General features: G+C 68.3%; 13 protein-coding genes. 7 read left to right on the top strand and 6 right to left on the bottom strand.

The features are described from left to right. Positions 1-48: 48 nt before the first annotated feature. Together AB0N89_RS07050 and AB0N89_RS07045 are read right to left on the bottom strand one after the other, a co-directional pair. Positions 49-2,382: a chitobiase/beta-hexosaminidase C-terminal domain-containing protein gene (locus tag AB0N89_RS07050; RefSeq protein WP_364201040.1), complete on the bottom strand. Its 2,334-nt coding sequence runs from the start codon at positions 2,380-2,382 to the stop codon at positions 49-51. A gap of 189 nt (positions 2,383-2,571) precedes the next feature. After that, positions 2,572-3,027, bottom strand: coding sequence for a hypothetical protein (locus tag AB0N89_RS07045; protein ID WP_364201039.1), 456 nt, complete (start codon positions 3,025-3,027; stop codon positions 2,572-2,574). 171 nt (positions 3,028-3,198) lie between these two features. On the opposite strand from AB0N89_RS07045, the gene AB0N89_RS07040 reads away from it, so the two are divergent. The 3 genes from AB0N89_RS07040 (at position 3,199) to AB0N89_RS07030 (ending at position 5,608) form a co-directional block, all read left to right on the top strand. Next, positions 3,199-4,029, top strand: a complete 831-nt coding sequence (locus tag AB0N89_RS07040; protein WP_364201037.1) for a peptidoglycan-binding protein — start codon at positions 3,199-3,201, stop codon at positions 4,027-4,029. A gap of 125 nt (positions 4,030-4,154) precedes the next feature. Next, positions 4,155-4,778 (top strand): cyclodeaminase/cyclohydrolase family protein, encoded by a 624-nt coding sequence (locus AB0N89_RS07035; RefSeq protein WP_364201035.1) that lies wholly within the window; start codon positions 4,155-4,157, stop codon positions 4,776-4,778. Beyond that, complete coding sequence (locus AB0N89_RS07030) at positions 4,775-5,608, top strand: bifunctional 5,10-methylenetetrahydrofolate dehydrogenase/5,10-methenyltetrahydrofolate cyclohydrolase (RefSeq protein ID WP_364201033.1); 834 nt, start codon at positions 4,775-4,777, stop codon at positions 5,606-5,608. Before AB0N89_RS07035 ends, AB0N89_RS07030 begins: the two co-directional genes overlap by 4 nt. 44 nt (positions 5,609-5,652) lie before the next feature. On the opposite strand, the gene AB0N89_RS07025 is transcribed toward AB0N89_RS07030, so the two are convergent. After that, positions 5,653-6,225: a TetR/AcrR family transcriptional regulator gene (locus AB0N89_RS07025; RefSeq protein ID WP_364201031.1), complete on the bottom strand. Its 573-nt coding sequence runs from the start codon at positions 6,223-6,225 to the stop codon at positions 5,653-5,655. A 113-nt stretch (positions 6,226-6,338) separates the two neighbouring features. On the opposite strand from AB0N89_RS07025, the gene AB0N89_RS07020 reads away from it, so the two are divergent. After that, positions 6,339-7,079 (top strand): class I SAM-dependent methyltransferase, encoded by a 741-nt coding sequence (locus tag AB0N89_RS07020; protein ID WP_364201186.1) that lies wholly within the window; start codon positions 6,339-6,341, stop codon positions 7,077-7,079. A 44-nt stretch (positions 7,080-7,123) separates the two neighbouring features. On the opposite strand, the gene AB0N89_RS07015 is transcribed toward AB0N89_RS07020, so the two are convergent. From AB0N89_RS07015 to AB0N89_RS07005, 3 genes are all read right to left on the bottom strand, one after another. Then, on the bottom strand, positions 7,124-8,581 hold the full coding sequence (locus tag AB0N89_RS07015; protein ID WP_364201029.1) for a cellulose binding domain-containing protein: 1,458 nt from the start codon (positions 8,579-8,581) through the stop codon (positions 7,124-7,126). Then, positions 8,578-10,911 (bottom strand): cellulose binding domain-containing protein, encoded by a 2,334-nt coding sequence (locus AB0N89_RS07010; RefSeq protein ID WP_364201027.1) that lies wholly within the window; start codon positions 10,909-10,911, stop codon positions 8,578-8,580. Before AB0N89_RS07010 ends, AB0N89_RS07015 begins: the two co-directional genes overlap by 4 nt. A gap of 121 nt (positions 10,912-11,032) precedes the next feature. Then, the gene (locus tag AB0N89_RS07005; RefSeq protein WP_364201025.1) at positions 11,033-11,398 is read right to left on the bottom strand and encodes an RNA-binding S4 domain-containing protein; all 366 of its coding nucleotides are present in this window, start codon (positions 11,396-11,398) and stop codon (positions 11,033-11,035) included. A gap of 219 nt (positions 11,399-11,617) precedes the next feature. Here AB0N89_RS07005 and AB0N89_RS07000 point away from each other — a divergent pair, with 219 nt between their 5' ends. From AB0N89_RS07000 to AB0N89_RS06990, 3 genes are all read left to right on the top strand, one after another. Next, on the top strand, positions 11,618-13,159 hold the full coding sequence (locus AB0N89_RS07000) for a GMC oxidoreductase (protein ID WP_364201023.1): 1,542 nt from the start codon (positions 11,618-11,620) through the stop codon (positions 13,157-13,159). Between the two features lie 65 nt (positions 13,160-13,224). Further along, the gene (locus tag AB0N89_RS06995) at positions 13,225-13,452 is read left to right on the top strand and encodes a maleylpyruvate isomerase N-terminal domain-containing protein (protein WP_364201021.1); all 228 of its coding nucleotides are present in this window, start codon (positions 13,225-13,227) and stop codon (positions 13,450-13,452) included. Beyond that, on the top strand, positions 13,359-13,922 hold the full coding sequence (locus AB0N89_RS06990) for a maleylpyruvate isomerase N-terminal domain-containing protein (protein ID WP_364201019.1): 564 nt from the start codon (positions 13,359-13,361) through the stop codon (positions 13,920-13,922). The genes AB0N89_RS06995 and AB0N89_RS06990 overlap by 94 nt, the downstream gene beginning before the upstream one ends. Positions 13,923-13,942 lie beyond the last annotated feature (20 nt).

The raw sequence follows: 13,942 nt of genomic DNA, 5'->3' as shown, positions 1-13,942 counted from the left end.
GGGACTCTGGGTCCCTCAAGGAGGCCTTCACGGACAGAGCCCTCGGTGCTACGGGTAGCTCACGAGGTTGCTCGGCCGCGTGTCCGGCGGCGTCACCGCCCCCGCGTCGTTGATCACGTGGGTGATGGTCCCCTTGTAGTTGAGCGAGACCGTCACCAGGTTGTGGAACCGGACGCCGGAACGGTTCGGCACCTCGAACGCGTGGTAGAGGTTCACCGCCGGGTTGTCGTTGAAGAAGCAGTAACTGCCCAGGCCCCACGCCTCGTGCGTGTTCACGTTGTCCCCCACCTTGTAGGCGGCGTACCCGTTGAGCCCGTTGGGACTCTTCCAGCCCGCCTGATTCGGGACGTCGTAGGGGATCTCGTTCTGGAAGAAGATCGTCTTGCCGTTCTGGCCGTTCCAGATCACCTGGTACTTCTGGTAATGCTCGACGAACAGACCGGTCGCGAGCACGTTGTCGCCGTTGACGACCACACCGGTGTCGCCGGTGTTGGTCGTCCACCCGTAGGTGCCCGCGTTGCCGTGGTCGGCCCGCCAGGCCCAGATGTGGTCGATGATCGTGTCACGGCTGTTGACGATGAGGCTGTTCGTCGCCTTCCCGGCGATCTGGCCGCCGATCCGGAAGAACACGTCCTGCAACGTCGTCGGGTTGGCCGCGTGGTTCGCCGTCGAGCCCGCCGGGCCGACGGTGAGCAGCGACTGCGAGTTGGTGGTCCCGGCGTCGAACAGCAGACCCTTGAGCCGGACGCCGTCCACGTCGGCGACCTTCATCGCGTCGACACCGTTGTCCGGCACCAAGGTCGGGTAGCCGACGCCGAGGACGACCGTGTTGGCCTTGGTCACGTTCAGCGTCTGGTTGAGGTGGTAGACGCCGGGGGTGAAGAACAGGTTGCAGCCCTGGGAAAGGGCATTGTTGATCGACGACGCCGTGTCCCCCGCCTTGACGACGTGGAACTGGCTCATCGGCAGCGAACTGCCCGGGGTGCCGCCGTTCGCCCAGCTCGGCCCGGAAGCGTTGGTGCGCAACGAAGGCAGGAACACGCGATACTTGCCGGACCCGTCCACGTAGAGGTACGGAACGTCGCGGGACACCGGCGTGGTGCCGAGCGTGGTCTCCGGCGGGTTCGGGAAGGTGTTCGCCGGGGCTCCGTTCGTCCCGGAGAAGACCATGTTCCAGACGCCGCCCTCCCAGCTGCCGTAGTTGCTGTCGCGGGTGTACCACTGCTGCTGCGAGATCGACGCGGTCTTGCCCGAAACCTTGCTGTCGGCGGTGTAGCCGCCGCTGGCGAAGCCGTAGCTGGCCGGGAAGAGGTCCAGTCCGCCGCGGATGTCCATCCGCCGGAACGGCGCGGCCTGCGCGACGGCCCAGCGGGTCGCGCCGCCGCTCGGCACGACGGCGAGGTTCTCCGTCGACCGCCAGAAGTTCTGCAGCGCCACACCCTTGTCCGACTCGTTGAACGCGTCGACGGTCACGTCGCCGTTGATCACGACGTCGCCCGGGTTCTGCCCGAGGCCCGCGACAGAGGTGTAATAGCCGACGTTGTCGTGGATCCCGTTGTACACACCGGGCTTGAACAGATGCGCGTACCGGCGCTCGGTGAACTGCGCGGTCAGGGTGTCCTTCTGCGCGTTGAAGTCCGCGTCGAGCTTGGCCTGGATCGACGACGCCGGCATACCCGGGTCGAAGATCCGCACGTTGGGCCCGAAGTCCGGGACCTCGGGCTGGGCCGGGCAGGTCGCCTGCGTCGATCCGATCGTGTAGCTCGCCGAGGCCACCGCGGAGTTCGCGGAGCCCGATTTCAGCGCGATCGCGGAAACCGTCGAGGACGCGGAGACCGTGATCGGGCCGGTGTACACAGTGGACGACGCGGTCGGCGTGGAACCGTCCACCGTGTACCGGATGGTCGCGCCCGCGGTCGCGGACGACAGCGTCACCGTGCGGGCGCTCGGATAGCTGCCGCCCGGCGGGTCGAACGTCGGTGAGGCGACGGTCGTGCCGCTGCCGCCGTGGGTGTAGCCGAAGTGCGGGGTGTCGTACTGCGGCCCGTTCTTCTCGTAGGTGAACCAGTAGTCGAGCACCGTGCCGGCGGTGAGCGAACCGACGGTGTGCCGCCACGTGCCCCCGCTGTCGGTCATGCGGACGTTCTGCTGTCCCATCCCCGGGACACCGGTGTAGTGGATGTCGACGTACCGCGCGGGCGCCGCCGGCGTGAAGGAGAACTGCGCCTGGCTCGCGTTCAAGGACGCGGCGCTCTGGCTGTAGTCCGCGGCCGCGGCGGTGGCACCGCCGAGACCGGCGACGATCAGGAGCGCGGAAAGGCCGAGGGCGAGCGCGCCCCGGACCCCTTTCCGCCGTTTGGGCTGCACAAAGATCCGGTCCACGTCGTGACACCTCCGGCGTTGGAAATCCACGGGCGAAGCAATTCGTTGCGCGCCACAACAAAGTAGCGGTCCGCGAGATATGTCCAGATCACGCTTCGGTAACAGTGATGGTCCAAACCATCGAATGGGCTTTTCGGCCGTCGGAGACACGGCCGTTCGGCGGCACCGAACGGCGCGATCGGGTGCCCGTCAGCAGTCGGGGACGACGTACAGCGTCGAAGCTTCGCCGCCGTGCATGGCCCTCAGGCTGGTCCGGCAGGCCAGGAGCACCTCGCGGTTCGCGACCGTGTCCGGCGGGACGCCGCAGCCGTCGCAGGAGAGTTCGACCGATCCGGGGAACGTCTCGTCGACCTCGACGTCGATGGTGCGATCGCAGCGGCGGCACCATCGGTGCCCGGTGACGATCAGGACGTGCATCGGATCCGAGACGCACTGATGCACCCAGCAGCGGTGGACGTAACAGGTCGTCCGGACGTGCGCGCTCAGCCCGTGTTCCTCGGCCACGTCCTCGGCGGCGAGGATCGCGGCCAGCCGCCGGTCGGCGATCCCGGCGTACAAATCCCGGCGCCGCGCGGGCGGGGCCGCGTCGGCCTCCGCGAGCAGTCTGAGATGAGCCCTCGAGGGTGGCGAAGTACGAAGCACCATGGGATCTCGACCTTTCGGCGTCCACGGAGAGTCTTATCAGGTCACCCCCGGTTTCGCCGGAACGACACCCGACCGGGCGAAACGCCGATCCGGGGGGAGTTCGTTTGTATGGCCCTTGTATTCGCCCTGCTCATGCTGACCGCACAACTGAGTTCGTTCAGGAGACAGGAATTGTTGACCAAGGTTGCCGTGGCCGCGACAGCGGCCGCGCTCTCCTTCGGCGTGGCCGCACCGGCCAGTGCCGAAGTGACCGCGGCCGCGTTGCCCGCGGCCAGCATGGAAGCGGTGCTCAAGGCCGCGCAGATCGACCCGCGCCGGGCCGACAGCGCCTTGACTCCGGGCGCCAAGGACAGTGTGCTGCTCGTGGAGCAGGCACTGGCCGCCAAGGGACTGCTCGACCAGCAGTACGTCGACGGCCATTTCGGCACGTCGACGATCACCGCGTATTCGAGCTACCAGAAGTCGCTGGGCTACACCGGGATCGACGCTTCCGGCCTGCCGGGCAAGACGTCGCTCGAAAAGCTGGGCGAAGGCAAGTACACCGTGACCGCGACGGTCGCGGCGGGTAGCCGCCTGACCTACCACGGCAAGACGATGAACACCCGCACCAAGGCGATGCTGGTGAAGGCGGAGGGTCTGCTCGGCAGGCAGCTCACCATCACGCAGGGCTCGTACAACCCCGGCGGCGTCGGCGCTTCGGCCGGTACGCACGACGGTGGTGGCGCGCTCGACATCGGCGTCGAAGGCATGTCCTCGGCCACGCGGACCGACGTCGCGAAGAAGCTCCGTCAGGTGGGCTTCGCGGCTTGGGTCCGGACTCCGGCCCAGGGCTTCGCCTACCACATCCACGCCATCGCGCTGTCCGATCCGGACCTCTCGTCCGGCGCGCAGCACCAGGCCGGTGACTACTACCTCGGCTACAACGGCCTCGCCGGCCGCGGTTCCGACGACGGCCCCGCCGTCTCGCCGAAGCTCACTTGGGAGGAATACCAGCGGTCCTGACCCCGCCGCGGTCCAAGGCCACCTTCGCCCGGCGTTGATCGTCGCGAAGGTGGCCTTCGGGCTGTCCGCGAACCCCCCGGGTAGGCTTCGGCGCGACGGCAAAACCAGCGGGAAGGGAACAACGCGTGGAGGCTCAACCGGTCGGTCAGTGGCTCGACGAGCTGGCTTCGAAGGCCTCGACGCCCGGTGGTGGCGCGGGTGCCGCGATGAACGCCGCGGTCGGTGCCGCCCTGGTCTCCATGGTGTGCAACCTGACCATCGGCAAGCCGAAGTACGCCGAGCACGAAGCCACCATGACCGAGGCGCTGGGCAAGGCCGAGGACCTCCGGGCGCGCGCGCTCGGCCTCGCCGCCGACGACGCCGCCGCGTTCGACGCGGTGGTCGCCGCGTACAAGCTCCCGAAGGCCACCGACGAGGAGAAGAAGGCCCGCACGGCCGCGATCCAGGCCGCCCTGGTCGGCGCCGCCGAGGTCCCGCTGCGCACGGCCGCCCTCGCCGCCGAGGTCATCGACGTCGCCGCCTCGATCCTCGAAGGCGCCAACGTCAACGTCATCTCCGACATCGCGGTCGCGGCCTCCTCCGCCAAGTCCGCGCTCGAATCGGGAGTGGTCAACGTCGAGGTCAACCTCGCGTCGATGTCCGACGAGCAGCTCCGCAAGGAGACCGCGGCCCGCCTCGCCGAGTACCTGCCCGCGGCCGGGCGCGCCGACGTCCTCATCGCCCAGGTCCGCGAAAGGATCGCCCGATGACCCTGATCGACGGGCGCGCGATCGCCGCCGCCATCACCGCCGAGGTCACCGAGACCGCCGCCAAGCTGCGTGAATCGGGCACCTCCCCGACGCTTGCCGTGCTCGTGCCGACCGACGACGACGCCACCGCCTGGTACGTGCGCTCGATCGAGCGCGCCGCGAAGAAGGTCGGCGTCGACTGCCGCGTGGTCCAGCTCGAGAAGCCGACCGGCGAGGACGTCACCCGCGAACTCGACAAGCTGTCGGCCGACCCGTCGGTCCACGGCATCATCTGCCAGACCCCGTTGCCCGAAGGCGTGACGCTCGACGACGTCGGCGCGCATATCGCCCCGCGCAAGGACGTCGACGGCGCCAACCCGGTCAGCCTCGGCCGTCTCGCCGCGGGCCTCCCGACCTACGCGCCCGCCACCGCGGCCGCGGTGCTGGAGATCCTGAAGCGCGAGCAGGTCGCCCTGTCCGGCGCCCAGGTCGCCGTCGTCGGCCGCTCGACCGTCGTCGGCAAGCCCGCCGCACTGCTGCTGCTCGGCGAGAACGCGACGGTGACCGTCTGCCACTCCCGTACCAAGGACCTCGCGACGGTCACCAAGACCGCCGACGTCCTGGTCGTGGCCGTCGGCCGCGCGCACTTCGTCGGCGCGGATCACGTCAAGCCCGGTGCCGTGGTGATCGACGTCGGCACCAACCCGACGCCGGAAGGCGGGCTCGTCGGCGACGTCGACCAGGCCGCCGTCGAAGGCATCGCGGGCTCGATCACGCCGGTCCCCGGCGGCGTCGGCCCGGTCACGACGTCGCTGCTGCTGCGGCACACCGTCACCGCCGCGCAGTCCTGATCCACTGAGAAGGCGGCGAGTCCACTGAGGACTCGCCGCCTTTTTCATGCCCCGATGACCGTCTCGACCACTTTCCGCACCTGTGCCGTCTCGGGCGCGGGGCCGGTGCGGTCGGCGAAGAGCAGATGCGTGGCGCCGATCAGCGTGGCCCCGAGCGTCTCGACGTCGGCGTCCTCGGCGATCCTGCCCCGGTCGCGTTCCTCCTTGAGGTAAGCGCCGATCATCACCGCGGCCTGCGTCAGCACCGGGATCCCGGCAGGCCACTCACGGCGTAACCGGGCCCGCAGCTCGTCGCGGAAGATCACGAGCGGGACGATCGCGACCGCGACCGACTCGAACACCGCCGTGAGCGCGGCCGTCAGGTTGTCCACGACGGTCCCGGTGCCGGCGGCTTCGCGGAGGCTCTTCTCGTCCAGCTTCTCGATCCGGTCCAGGACGAACTCTGCGAGGAACCCGTCGAAATCGTCGAAATGCCGGTGCAGCACGCCTTTCGCGCAGTCCGCCTCCGTGGTCACGGCGCGACTGGTGAGCCCGCTCGGGCCGTCCCGCAGAAGGACCCGTTCGGCGGCGTCGAACAACTGCGCGCGGACGGCGCGCAGGGCTACCCCGGTCGGCATACGGCTCCCTTGCGTTGACGAGTGGGCACATGCCCACTTAAGGTGGGCGCATGCCCACTCTACCTTCGGGGCAGGAGCCTCACCGGTATCGACAGGCCGCGGAGTCCTTCGGCGTGGACGTCGAACGCTATGACCGGACCAGGCCCGCCTATCCCCCGGATCTCATCGACCACCTCATCGCCGCCGCCCCCGGCCGCGAGACCCTCGACGTCGGAATCGGCACCGGGATCGAAGCGCGCCAGTTCCAGGCCGCGGGTTGTCACGTCCTGGGCGTCGAACCTGATCCGCGGATGGCCGAGTTCGCCCGCATGAGCGGAATCGACGTCGAAGTCGCGAGGTTCGAGACTTGGGCGCCCGCCGGACGCCGGTTCGACCTGCTCGTCTCAGGACAGGCCTGGCACTGGGTCGACCCGGTGGCCGGTGCCGCAAAGGCCGCCGAAGTACTGAGGTCAGGCGGAATCTGGTCCGCGTTCTGGCACGTGCCCGAACCGCCCGAGGAGGTCACCGACGCCTTGGCGGACGCGTACCGGCGACATGTGCCGGACGCCCCGATCGATCTCGGGAACACGCCGAAGAAGCCCGCCGACCCGTACGGACCGCTGCTGGACACGGCCGCTGACGGCCTGCGCGAAGCGAGTGGATTCGGCGAGCCGGAACGAAGCCGCCACGACTGGGAACGGATCCACACCCGCGACGAGTGGCTGGACCAGCTCCCGACGTTCGGTTCGCTCACCTGGGTCGAACCCGTTCTCCAGCAGAAGATCCTCGCCGAAGTCGGGGCGGCGATCGACGGGATGGGCGGCCGGTTCACCACCCGCTACGCCACCGTCGCGCTCACCGCGGTCCGCGACTGACTCGCCGGTGGCGGGAGCCGCGCCGCTCCCGCCACCGGCGTCCGTCAAGGCGTGACCGGGACGTTGGTCAGCCCGTTCACCGCCCTCGACACGGTGTTGGACGCGTAGACCACGTTGGGCCGTTCCGAGCACTTCGACGCCGAGGTGATCTTGATGGCGTACTGGCCGACGCCGCCGAGGTCGGACTTGTTGTCCCGCCAGACGTTCCCGCAGCCGTTCTGGAACGACGGGGTCGTCCCCGGGTTGTGCGTCTCGTAGCCGTTCGCGAACGTCCCCGGCGAGGCGAAGGTGCCGGTGTTGCCCTCGATGACGTACCCGAATCCCTTGACGTCGACCCACGAATCGGCCGAGTTCTGCCCAGAGACCCCTTGGCCGTCGAAGGTGTTGCCTCGGATGACGCCGCCCTCGGTGCCCTCCTTGACGTCGATGCCTTCCGCGGCGACGTACGGTCCGATGTGGTTGTTCAGGACCTGGACCCGGTCACTCCGGTCGACCCCGCCGGAGTTGCCGTGACACTCCCAGTTCGAGTTCGCCGAGCCGAGGTAGACGCCCTCGCCGTACCCGGCCTGCACGAGACCTGTGTGGCTGATCGTCGAGTCACGGATGACGCTGTCGGCCGACGAACGGCGGAAGTGGACACCCTCTTCGTCGATCTGATGGACCCGCACGCCTTCGATCACGGTGTGGTGCGAGTTGTCGGCGACGATGCCCTTCTTGGACTCCTGCACGGTGAAGCCCTGGAGATGCCAATACGGCGCACCGTAGAGCCAGAATCCGTACCCCGGGTCCCAGCCCGCCGTCGGCGCCGGGCAGGAAGGCGCCTCACCCGACGGGCCGTCGTTGATCAGGATCGCCGTCGACGGCCCGGTCACCGTGATCGGCGCGCCGGCCGTTCCGGGTTTCGTGGCCACGAACGAACCCCGATAGGTCCCGGCGGCCAGGCGGATCGTCTGCCCGCGGCTCGCGGCGGCCAGCGCGGCCTGCAGTTGCGGCGTGGTGCTCACGTCGACGACGTCACCCGAGGGGACGCTGGTCGTCGTCGGCGGCGGCTTGCTCGTCGTGGTGGTGGATGACGTCGGGGTCGTGGCGGTGGTGGTCGGCGCCCCTCCCCCGCACGGGCTGCCGTTGACCGTGCATCCGGTCGGCAGGCCCAGCCCGCTGGTGTTGAAGCCGAACGTCGCCGCCCCACCGGGTTTGATCGTGCCGTTGAAGCCGGCGTTGGTGACCTTGTAGTGCTGGCCGGTCCTGGTGAGCACCGAACTCCACGACGTCGTGACCGACGTCCCGGCGGGGAGATCGAACTCGACCGTCCATTGTGCGCTGTTGGCGTCTCCGGCGTTGGCCAGCGTGTACTTCCCGCCGTACCCGCTGTCCCAGACCGATCCCTGGGCGAACGTGGCGGTCAGGCTGGGCGCGGCGGCCTCGGCGGTGACGACCGCGCCGAACAAGCCGGCCGCCGACGCCATGGCCGCGAACGCGGCGAGCAGTCGTTTCCTCGTCATTCCGTGCCTCCGCAGTTCGTTCCGGCGATGGTGCACGCGACCGGGAGTCCCTGACCGGCGGCGGTGAAACCGAACGTCGCCGTGCCGCCGGGTTTGACGCTTCCGTTGTGGGTGGCGTTCCCGAACCGGTAGTGCTGGCCGGTCTTGGTCAGCACCGAACTCCAGGAGCTGGTGATCGACGTCCCGGCGGGCAGATCGAACTCGACCGTCCACGAGCCCACCGCGGCCGAACAGGTGTTGGTGACGGTGAACCCGCCGCCGTAGCCGCTGTCCCACACCGATTTGCGAGCGAACGCCGCCGTCAGGCAGGCGCCGGGGTTCGGGGAGGTCGTGGTGGTCGGTGTCGTCGAAGTGGGCGTGGTCGTGGTCGGCCCAGTCGACGACGACGGCGGCTGGGTCCCGTCGACGGACTTCAGGAACAGCGAGGACGCGGCATCGGTCTTGGACGCGTCGACCCCGTGCCCGCCGGTGTAGTCCCGCTGCTCGTTCTTCGCCCAGTCGGCGATCGGCGTGCCGCCGACGTCGAGGTGCTTGTACGCGGTGCCGTCCCACCCGAACGCGTAGACGCGGTGCCGGTCGGCGTAGAAGTCGTTATACGGGCCGTTGTCCGCGAGCTGTTTGGTCATGGCGTTGTTGAAGAAGACGTTGCGCGGGCCGGACGCGCCCGACCATTTGACGGCCTTCTTGCCCGCGCCCCACCAGATCGGGAACCAGTTCGAATCGTCGGGACCGCCGCCGCCCTCCTCACCGCAGTTGGCCCGGCAGTTCCCGGAGCGGTGCGCGTACGGGACCTTGACCGTGTTGAGCTCGAAGAGGTTGTTGCGTTCCCAGCCGCCGTGCAAGTTCAGGTCGGAGTCGAACGAGTTGCCGATCACCACGTTGCCCGAGGCGGACCACTGGAAGGTGAAGTGCCGCAACAGGGTCGAGGTGTTGCCGGCGTAGAGCGAGTCCCAGACCCGGGAGCCACGGAAATACCCGTTGCCGCCCTTGCCCTTGTTCCAGGAGCCGTTGAGTTCGTTGTCGACGATCTGGAGGTTCTTGGCCTCCTCGGTGACGATCGGATGCGAACCGGTCATGTCCGCGCGGATGCCGCGGACCCAGGAGTTCGCCGCCCATTTGAAGACGATCCCGTGCATCTCCGCGGCGGGCGCCATGTTGCCGTAGTTGTTGTTCGCCTCCGCCGGGTTCAGCCCCGGCATGTCCTGGGTGAAGCCGAGGTTCTCGAAGCCGACGCCGAGCACCGGGTCGACCAGCGGGGAGGCTTTCGAGTCGTAGGTGGCGCCGTCGATCGGGGCCGAACCGTCCGAGGTGGAGTTCACCGGGACGTCGTACTCGAGCGGCTTGTCGAGGGTGATCGTGCGCGCGGCCGTGTCGAGCGCCGCGATCGTGAAGATCTGCTGCCGCATGTGCATGTTCAGCAACGGGAACGTCGTCGGCGTCGCCTGCTGCTGCTCGTAGAACTTCCGCGAGTTGGCCGCACGGATGTTGACCAGGTTCCCGGCGGCAAGCGACGTCAGCGCACCGCTGCTCGCCAGGTGGACGACCTTGTCCCCCGTCCGGGCGGCGAAAGCGGTGTCGCCCGGCTTGCCGCGCAGCTTCACCCCCGCCTTCCAGTGGACGTTGATCGTGCCCTCGAAGATGTCCTTGCGGTTGGCGGGCGCCGACGCGTAGTCGCTCGCGTAGGACGAGTGCACTCCCCTGGACTGGACGCGGAACAGCCCGCGACCGGGCCACAGCCAGCCGCCCTTGCCCGCGCCCGAGGTCATCCCGTCCTCGTCCCAGTCGGAGCCGTCCGGGGTGAGCGTGTCGTAGAGGGTGTTCGCGTCGGGCTTGTAGACGAACTTGGTGGCGTCCTTGCCCGCGCCGCGCAGGATCAGGTAGTCGGCGTCGACGTGGATCTCGTGCGTGACGTCGAACCGGCCGGCAGGGAAGGTGATCGTGCTCAGTCTGGTGTAGCTCCCCGACGGCGAGCACGCGCTCTTGATGCCGTCGATCGCCGCCTGGATCCCGTTCGTGTCATCGGCGCCGTCGTCCGGTTTGACGTCGTACTGGCTCGCCAGTTCCGCCGCGGTGACCTGGCAGGTCGCGTTCGGGTTCACTTCGCCGGAGCCGGGCAGCGCGGCGCCGCCCCGGTAGCCGGCCTTGGACCAGTCGTAGAGCCCCGCGACCGGGGCGCGGCGATTGGCCGCGCCGACGTCGAGACCGGGCAGCGCGCCGGGGCCCGGCGCCGCGACCGCCACGTCGGGCGGTACCTGCAGGAGTGCGGCGATGACGACCACGGCGGCGACCGCCGGTAGGACGGCACGACGAAGAGGACTTTTTCGGGACACCCGAAACCTCCGTGACGGACTGACGGAAGGTGTTGCGGCGTGTACACCCGGACTCAGTCTTTATAGTTCACGTGCCTGTCACCCGTCAACGGATGTGAATACCGTCCATGTATGTGAACGCTTAGTGGTCTCCAGAGCGAAAACGGTCGAGCACACGACGTTCCCGCTTGGTCGGGCGGCCCGCGCCTCGTTCCCGCCGCGCCACCGGCACCGCGGACTCGGGCGGCGGCGCGGGAGTCCGGTCGATGAAACAGGTCGCGGCGTCGGCGGCGCCGACCCGTTTCTGGATCACCCGCGTCACTTCAAGGATCCGCGTGGTGTCGTGGACCCGGGCGCGCACCTCGTCGCCCGCCACGACCGTCGTCGCGGGTTTGGCGGGCTTGCCGTTCACGCGGACATGGCCGCCGCGGCACGCCGCTGCGGCATCCGGGCGCGTCTTGGTGAGCCGGACGGCCCACAGCCAGCGATCAACTCGAGTGGACTCCACAGCAGTACATAGTGGCCCATTCCCCGGCAGAGTGCCCGGCCACCTGGCCCGAGCACTCCGAAAGAACTGTCACCTTTATTGCCACCCGACATTGTCGAAGGTATAACTTGTTCTAAATCCCTCAACGGTGAGGAAGATCACGTGAGCGACGAAGCCATGTGGAGAAGCCCTTCCGGGCAGTTGTCCCGCCGCCTTTTCATTGCAGGAACTGGTTCTATCTTGGGGGCAGCTGCCCTGGGTGGAACCGCCTCCGCGAAAAGTTCGATCACCGATGCCGCGCGAATCCCGGCGCTCGTCATCGGCTCCGGGTACGGCGGTTGCGTCGCCGCGCTCCGGCTCGCCGAGGCGGGTGTCGACGTCCATCTCGTCGAACTCGGCAAGGCCTGGGACACCCCCGGCACGGACGGCAAGATCTTCGCCAACACCACCACTCCCGACTACCGGTCCTTCTGGCTGCGGACGAGAACCAAACAGCCGTTGAGCAACTTCCTCGGCTTCCCGCTGGACAAGGACGTCCCGCGCCATACCGGAATCCTGGACGCCGAGGAGTTCGGCGGCATCACCGTCTACCAGGGCCGCGGCCTCGGTGGCGGCTCCTTGGTCAACGGCGGCATGGCCGTCACGCCGAAACGCGAGAACTTCGGTGCCATCCTGCCCTCGGTCGACGCCGATGAGATGTATGGCGTCTACTACCCGCGCGCCAACGCGGGTCTCGGCGTCGCCACCATCGACCCGAACTGGTTCGAGACCGCCGAGTGCTACCAGTACGCGCGGGTCGGCCGGAAACACGCGCAGCGGTCGGGTTTCCCGTTCCTGTTCGTCCCGGACGTGTACGACTGGGACTACATGAAGAAGGAGCAGGCGGGCACGGTCCCGAGGTCCGCCTTGGCCGGGGAGATCCTCTACGGCAACAACGCGGGCAAGAAGTCCTTGCAGCAGACGTACATCCCGCGAATCAAGGCGACCGGGCGGGTGACCATCTCGGCGCTGCACCGCGTCACCTCGGTCACGCCGGCGTCCGGCGGCGGATACACCGTGGTGATGGAGCAGCTCGACACCACCGGCACGGTGACCGCGACGAAATCCGTCACGGCGGACAAGGTGTTCTTCGCCGCGGGCAGCGTCGGAACGAGCAAGCTCCTGGTCAAGCTCAAGGCCACCGGCGCCTTGCCCAACCTCGACAACGAGGTCGGAAAGGGCTGGGGCGACAACGGGAACGTCATGTGCGGCCGAGCCAACCACATGTGGGACGCCACGGGAGCGCTGCAGTCGTCCATCCCGACCGCGGGCATCGACAACTGGGCCGCGGGCGGCGCGTTCGCCGAGGTCGCGCCGTTGCCGACCGGCATCGAGACCTACGCCTCGTTCTACCTGTCGATCACGAAGAACCCCAACCGCGGAACGTTCTCGTGGAACGCGGGCGCGAACAAGGTCGACCTCGACTGGCAGACCGCGTGGAAACAGCCGTCGATCAACATGGCGAAGACGATCTTCGACAAGATCAACGCCAAGGAAGGCACGATCTACCGGACCGACCTGTTCGGCACGTACAAGATCTGGGGCGATCACCTCACCTATCACCCGCTCGGCGGCGCGATACTCGGCAAGGCGACCGACAATTACGGCAGGCTCCACGGCTATCCGGGGCTTTACGTCATCGACGGCGCGCTGATTCCGGGTAATACGTCGGTGAACCCGTTCGTCACCATTACCGCGCTGGCGGAACGGAACATCGAGAAGATCGTCGCCACCGACCTGTGACGCCCCGAGCGGCGGGTGATTCTCGCCCGCCCCGCCCACCTGCCGCGTTCCGGTAGCGTGGCGGCATGCTGGACTACGGTCTCGACATGTCCGGTGTGGAGCGCGACATCGCTCTGCCCGATCTTGTGGCTGAAGGAGAAGAGCTCGACTCATTGGTCTCGGCGGAGGCCGACTGGTCCAAGCCCACACCGGCGGCGGGGTGGACGATAGCCCCTCAGATCGCCCACCTCGCCGCGGCGGACGCGAACGTCCTCATCGCCTCCGGAGCCCGGACTCGTTCGGCGCAGTCCTGAAGCGAGCGGAAGCCGGAGGCAGCGCTCACGCCGATCTCGAAGCCGCCGCGGGTGCGGCCGAACCCCGGTCGGTCCTGCTGGAACGCTGGCGCGCCTGCCGAGCCGAAGTAGCGGTGGTGCTGCGGGAAATTCCTCTGGGGCAAGGGTTTCCGTGGTTCGGTTCCGAACTGACAGCGGCACTGATGGTGCCCCTTCGGCTCATGGAAACGTGGGCACACGGGCAAGACATCTTCGATACGCTCGGAGTGGTACACCGTCCGACGGATCGACTCAAGCACGTGGCGGCGCTGGGAGTGGCAGGGCGCGAGTTGTCGTTCTACGCGGCTCGATTACCTCCACTGTCAGAGGCTTTCGTGTCGAACTCGCCGGCCCCGTCTGGACTTCTGCCTCCGGGTCACCCACCGCAGGCCACTCTCCGAAACCGGCCTCACCGCGGCAGGGTGAGGCCGCTCGGAAATGGCTGGAGCTAGCGCGCGTTTTCCTTTAGCGC

This window comes from Amycolatopsis sp. NPDC089917, from assembly GCF_040684635.1.
Taxonomy (GTDB): domain Bacteria; phylum Actinomycetota; class Actinomycetes; order Mycobacteriales; family Pseudonocardiaceae; genus Amycolatopsis.
This window is presented reverse-complemented; position numbering and strand designations above follow the sequence as displayed.

Coding starts and splice junctions, on each gene's coding strand:
- AB0N89_RS06995 (WP_364201021.1), top strand. CDS start 13,225: ATGCTGGACTACGGTCTCGACATGTCCGGTGTGGAGCGCGACATCGCT.
- AB0N89_RS07045 (WP_364201039.1), bottom strand. CDS start 3,027: ATGGTGCTTCGTACTTCGCCACCCTCGAGGGCTCATCTCAGACTGCTC.
- AB0N89_RS07025 (WP_364201031.1), bottom strand. CDS start 6,225: ATGCCGACCGGGGTAGCCCTGCGCGCCGTCCGCGCGCAGTTGTTCGAC.
- AB0N89_RS07015 (WP_364201029.1), bottom strand. CDS start 8,581: ATGACGAGGAAACGACTGCTCGCCGCGTTCGCGGCCATGGCGTCGGCG.
- AB0N89_RS07030 (WP_364201033.1), top strand. CDS start 4,775: ATGACCCTGATCGACGGGCGCGCGATCGCCGCCGCCATCACCGCCGAG.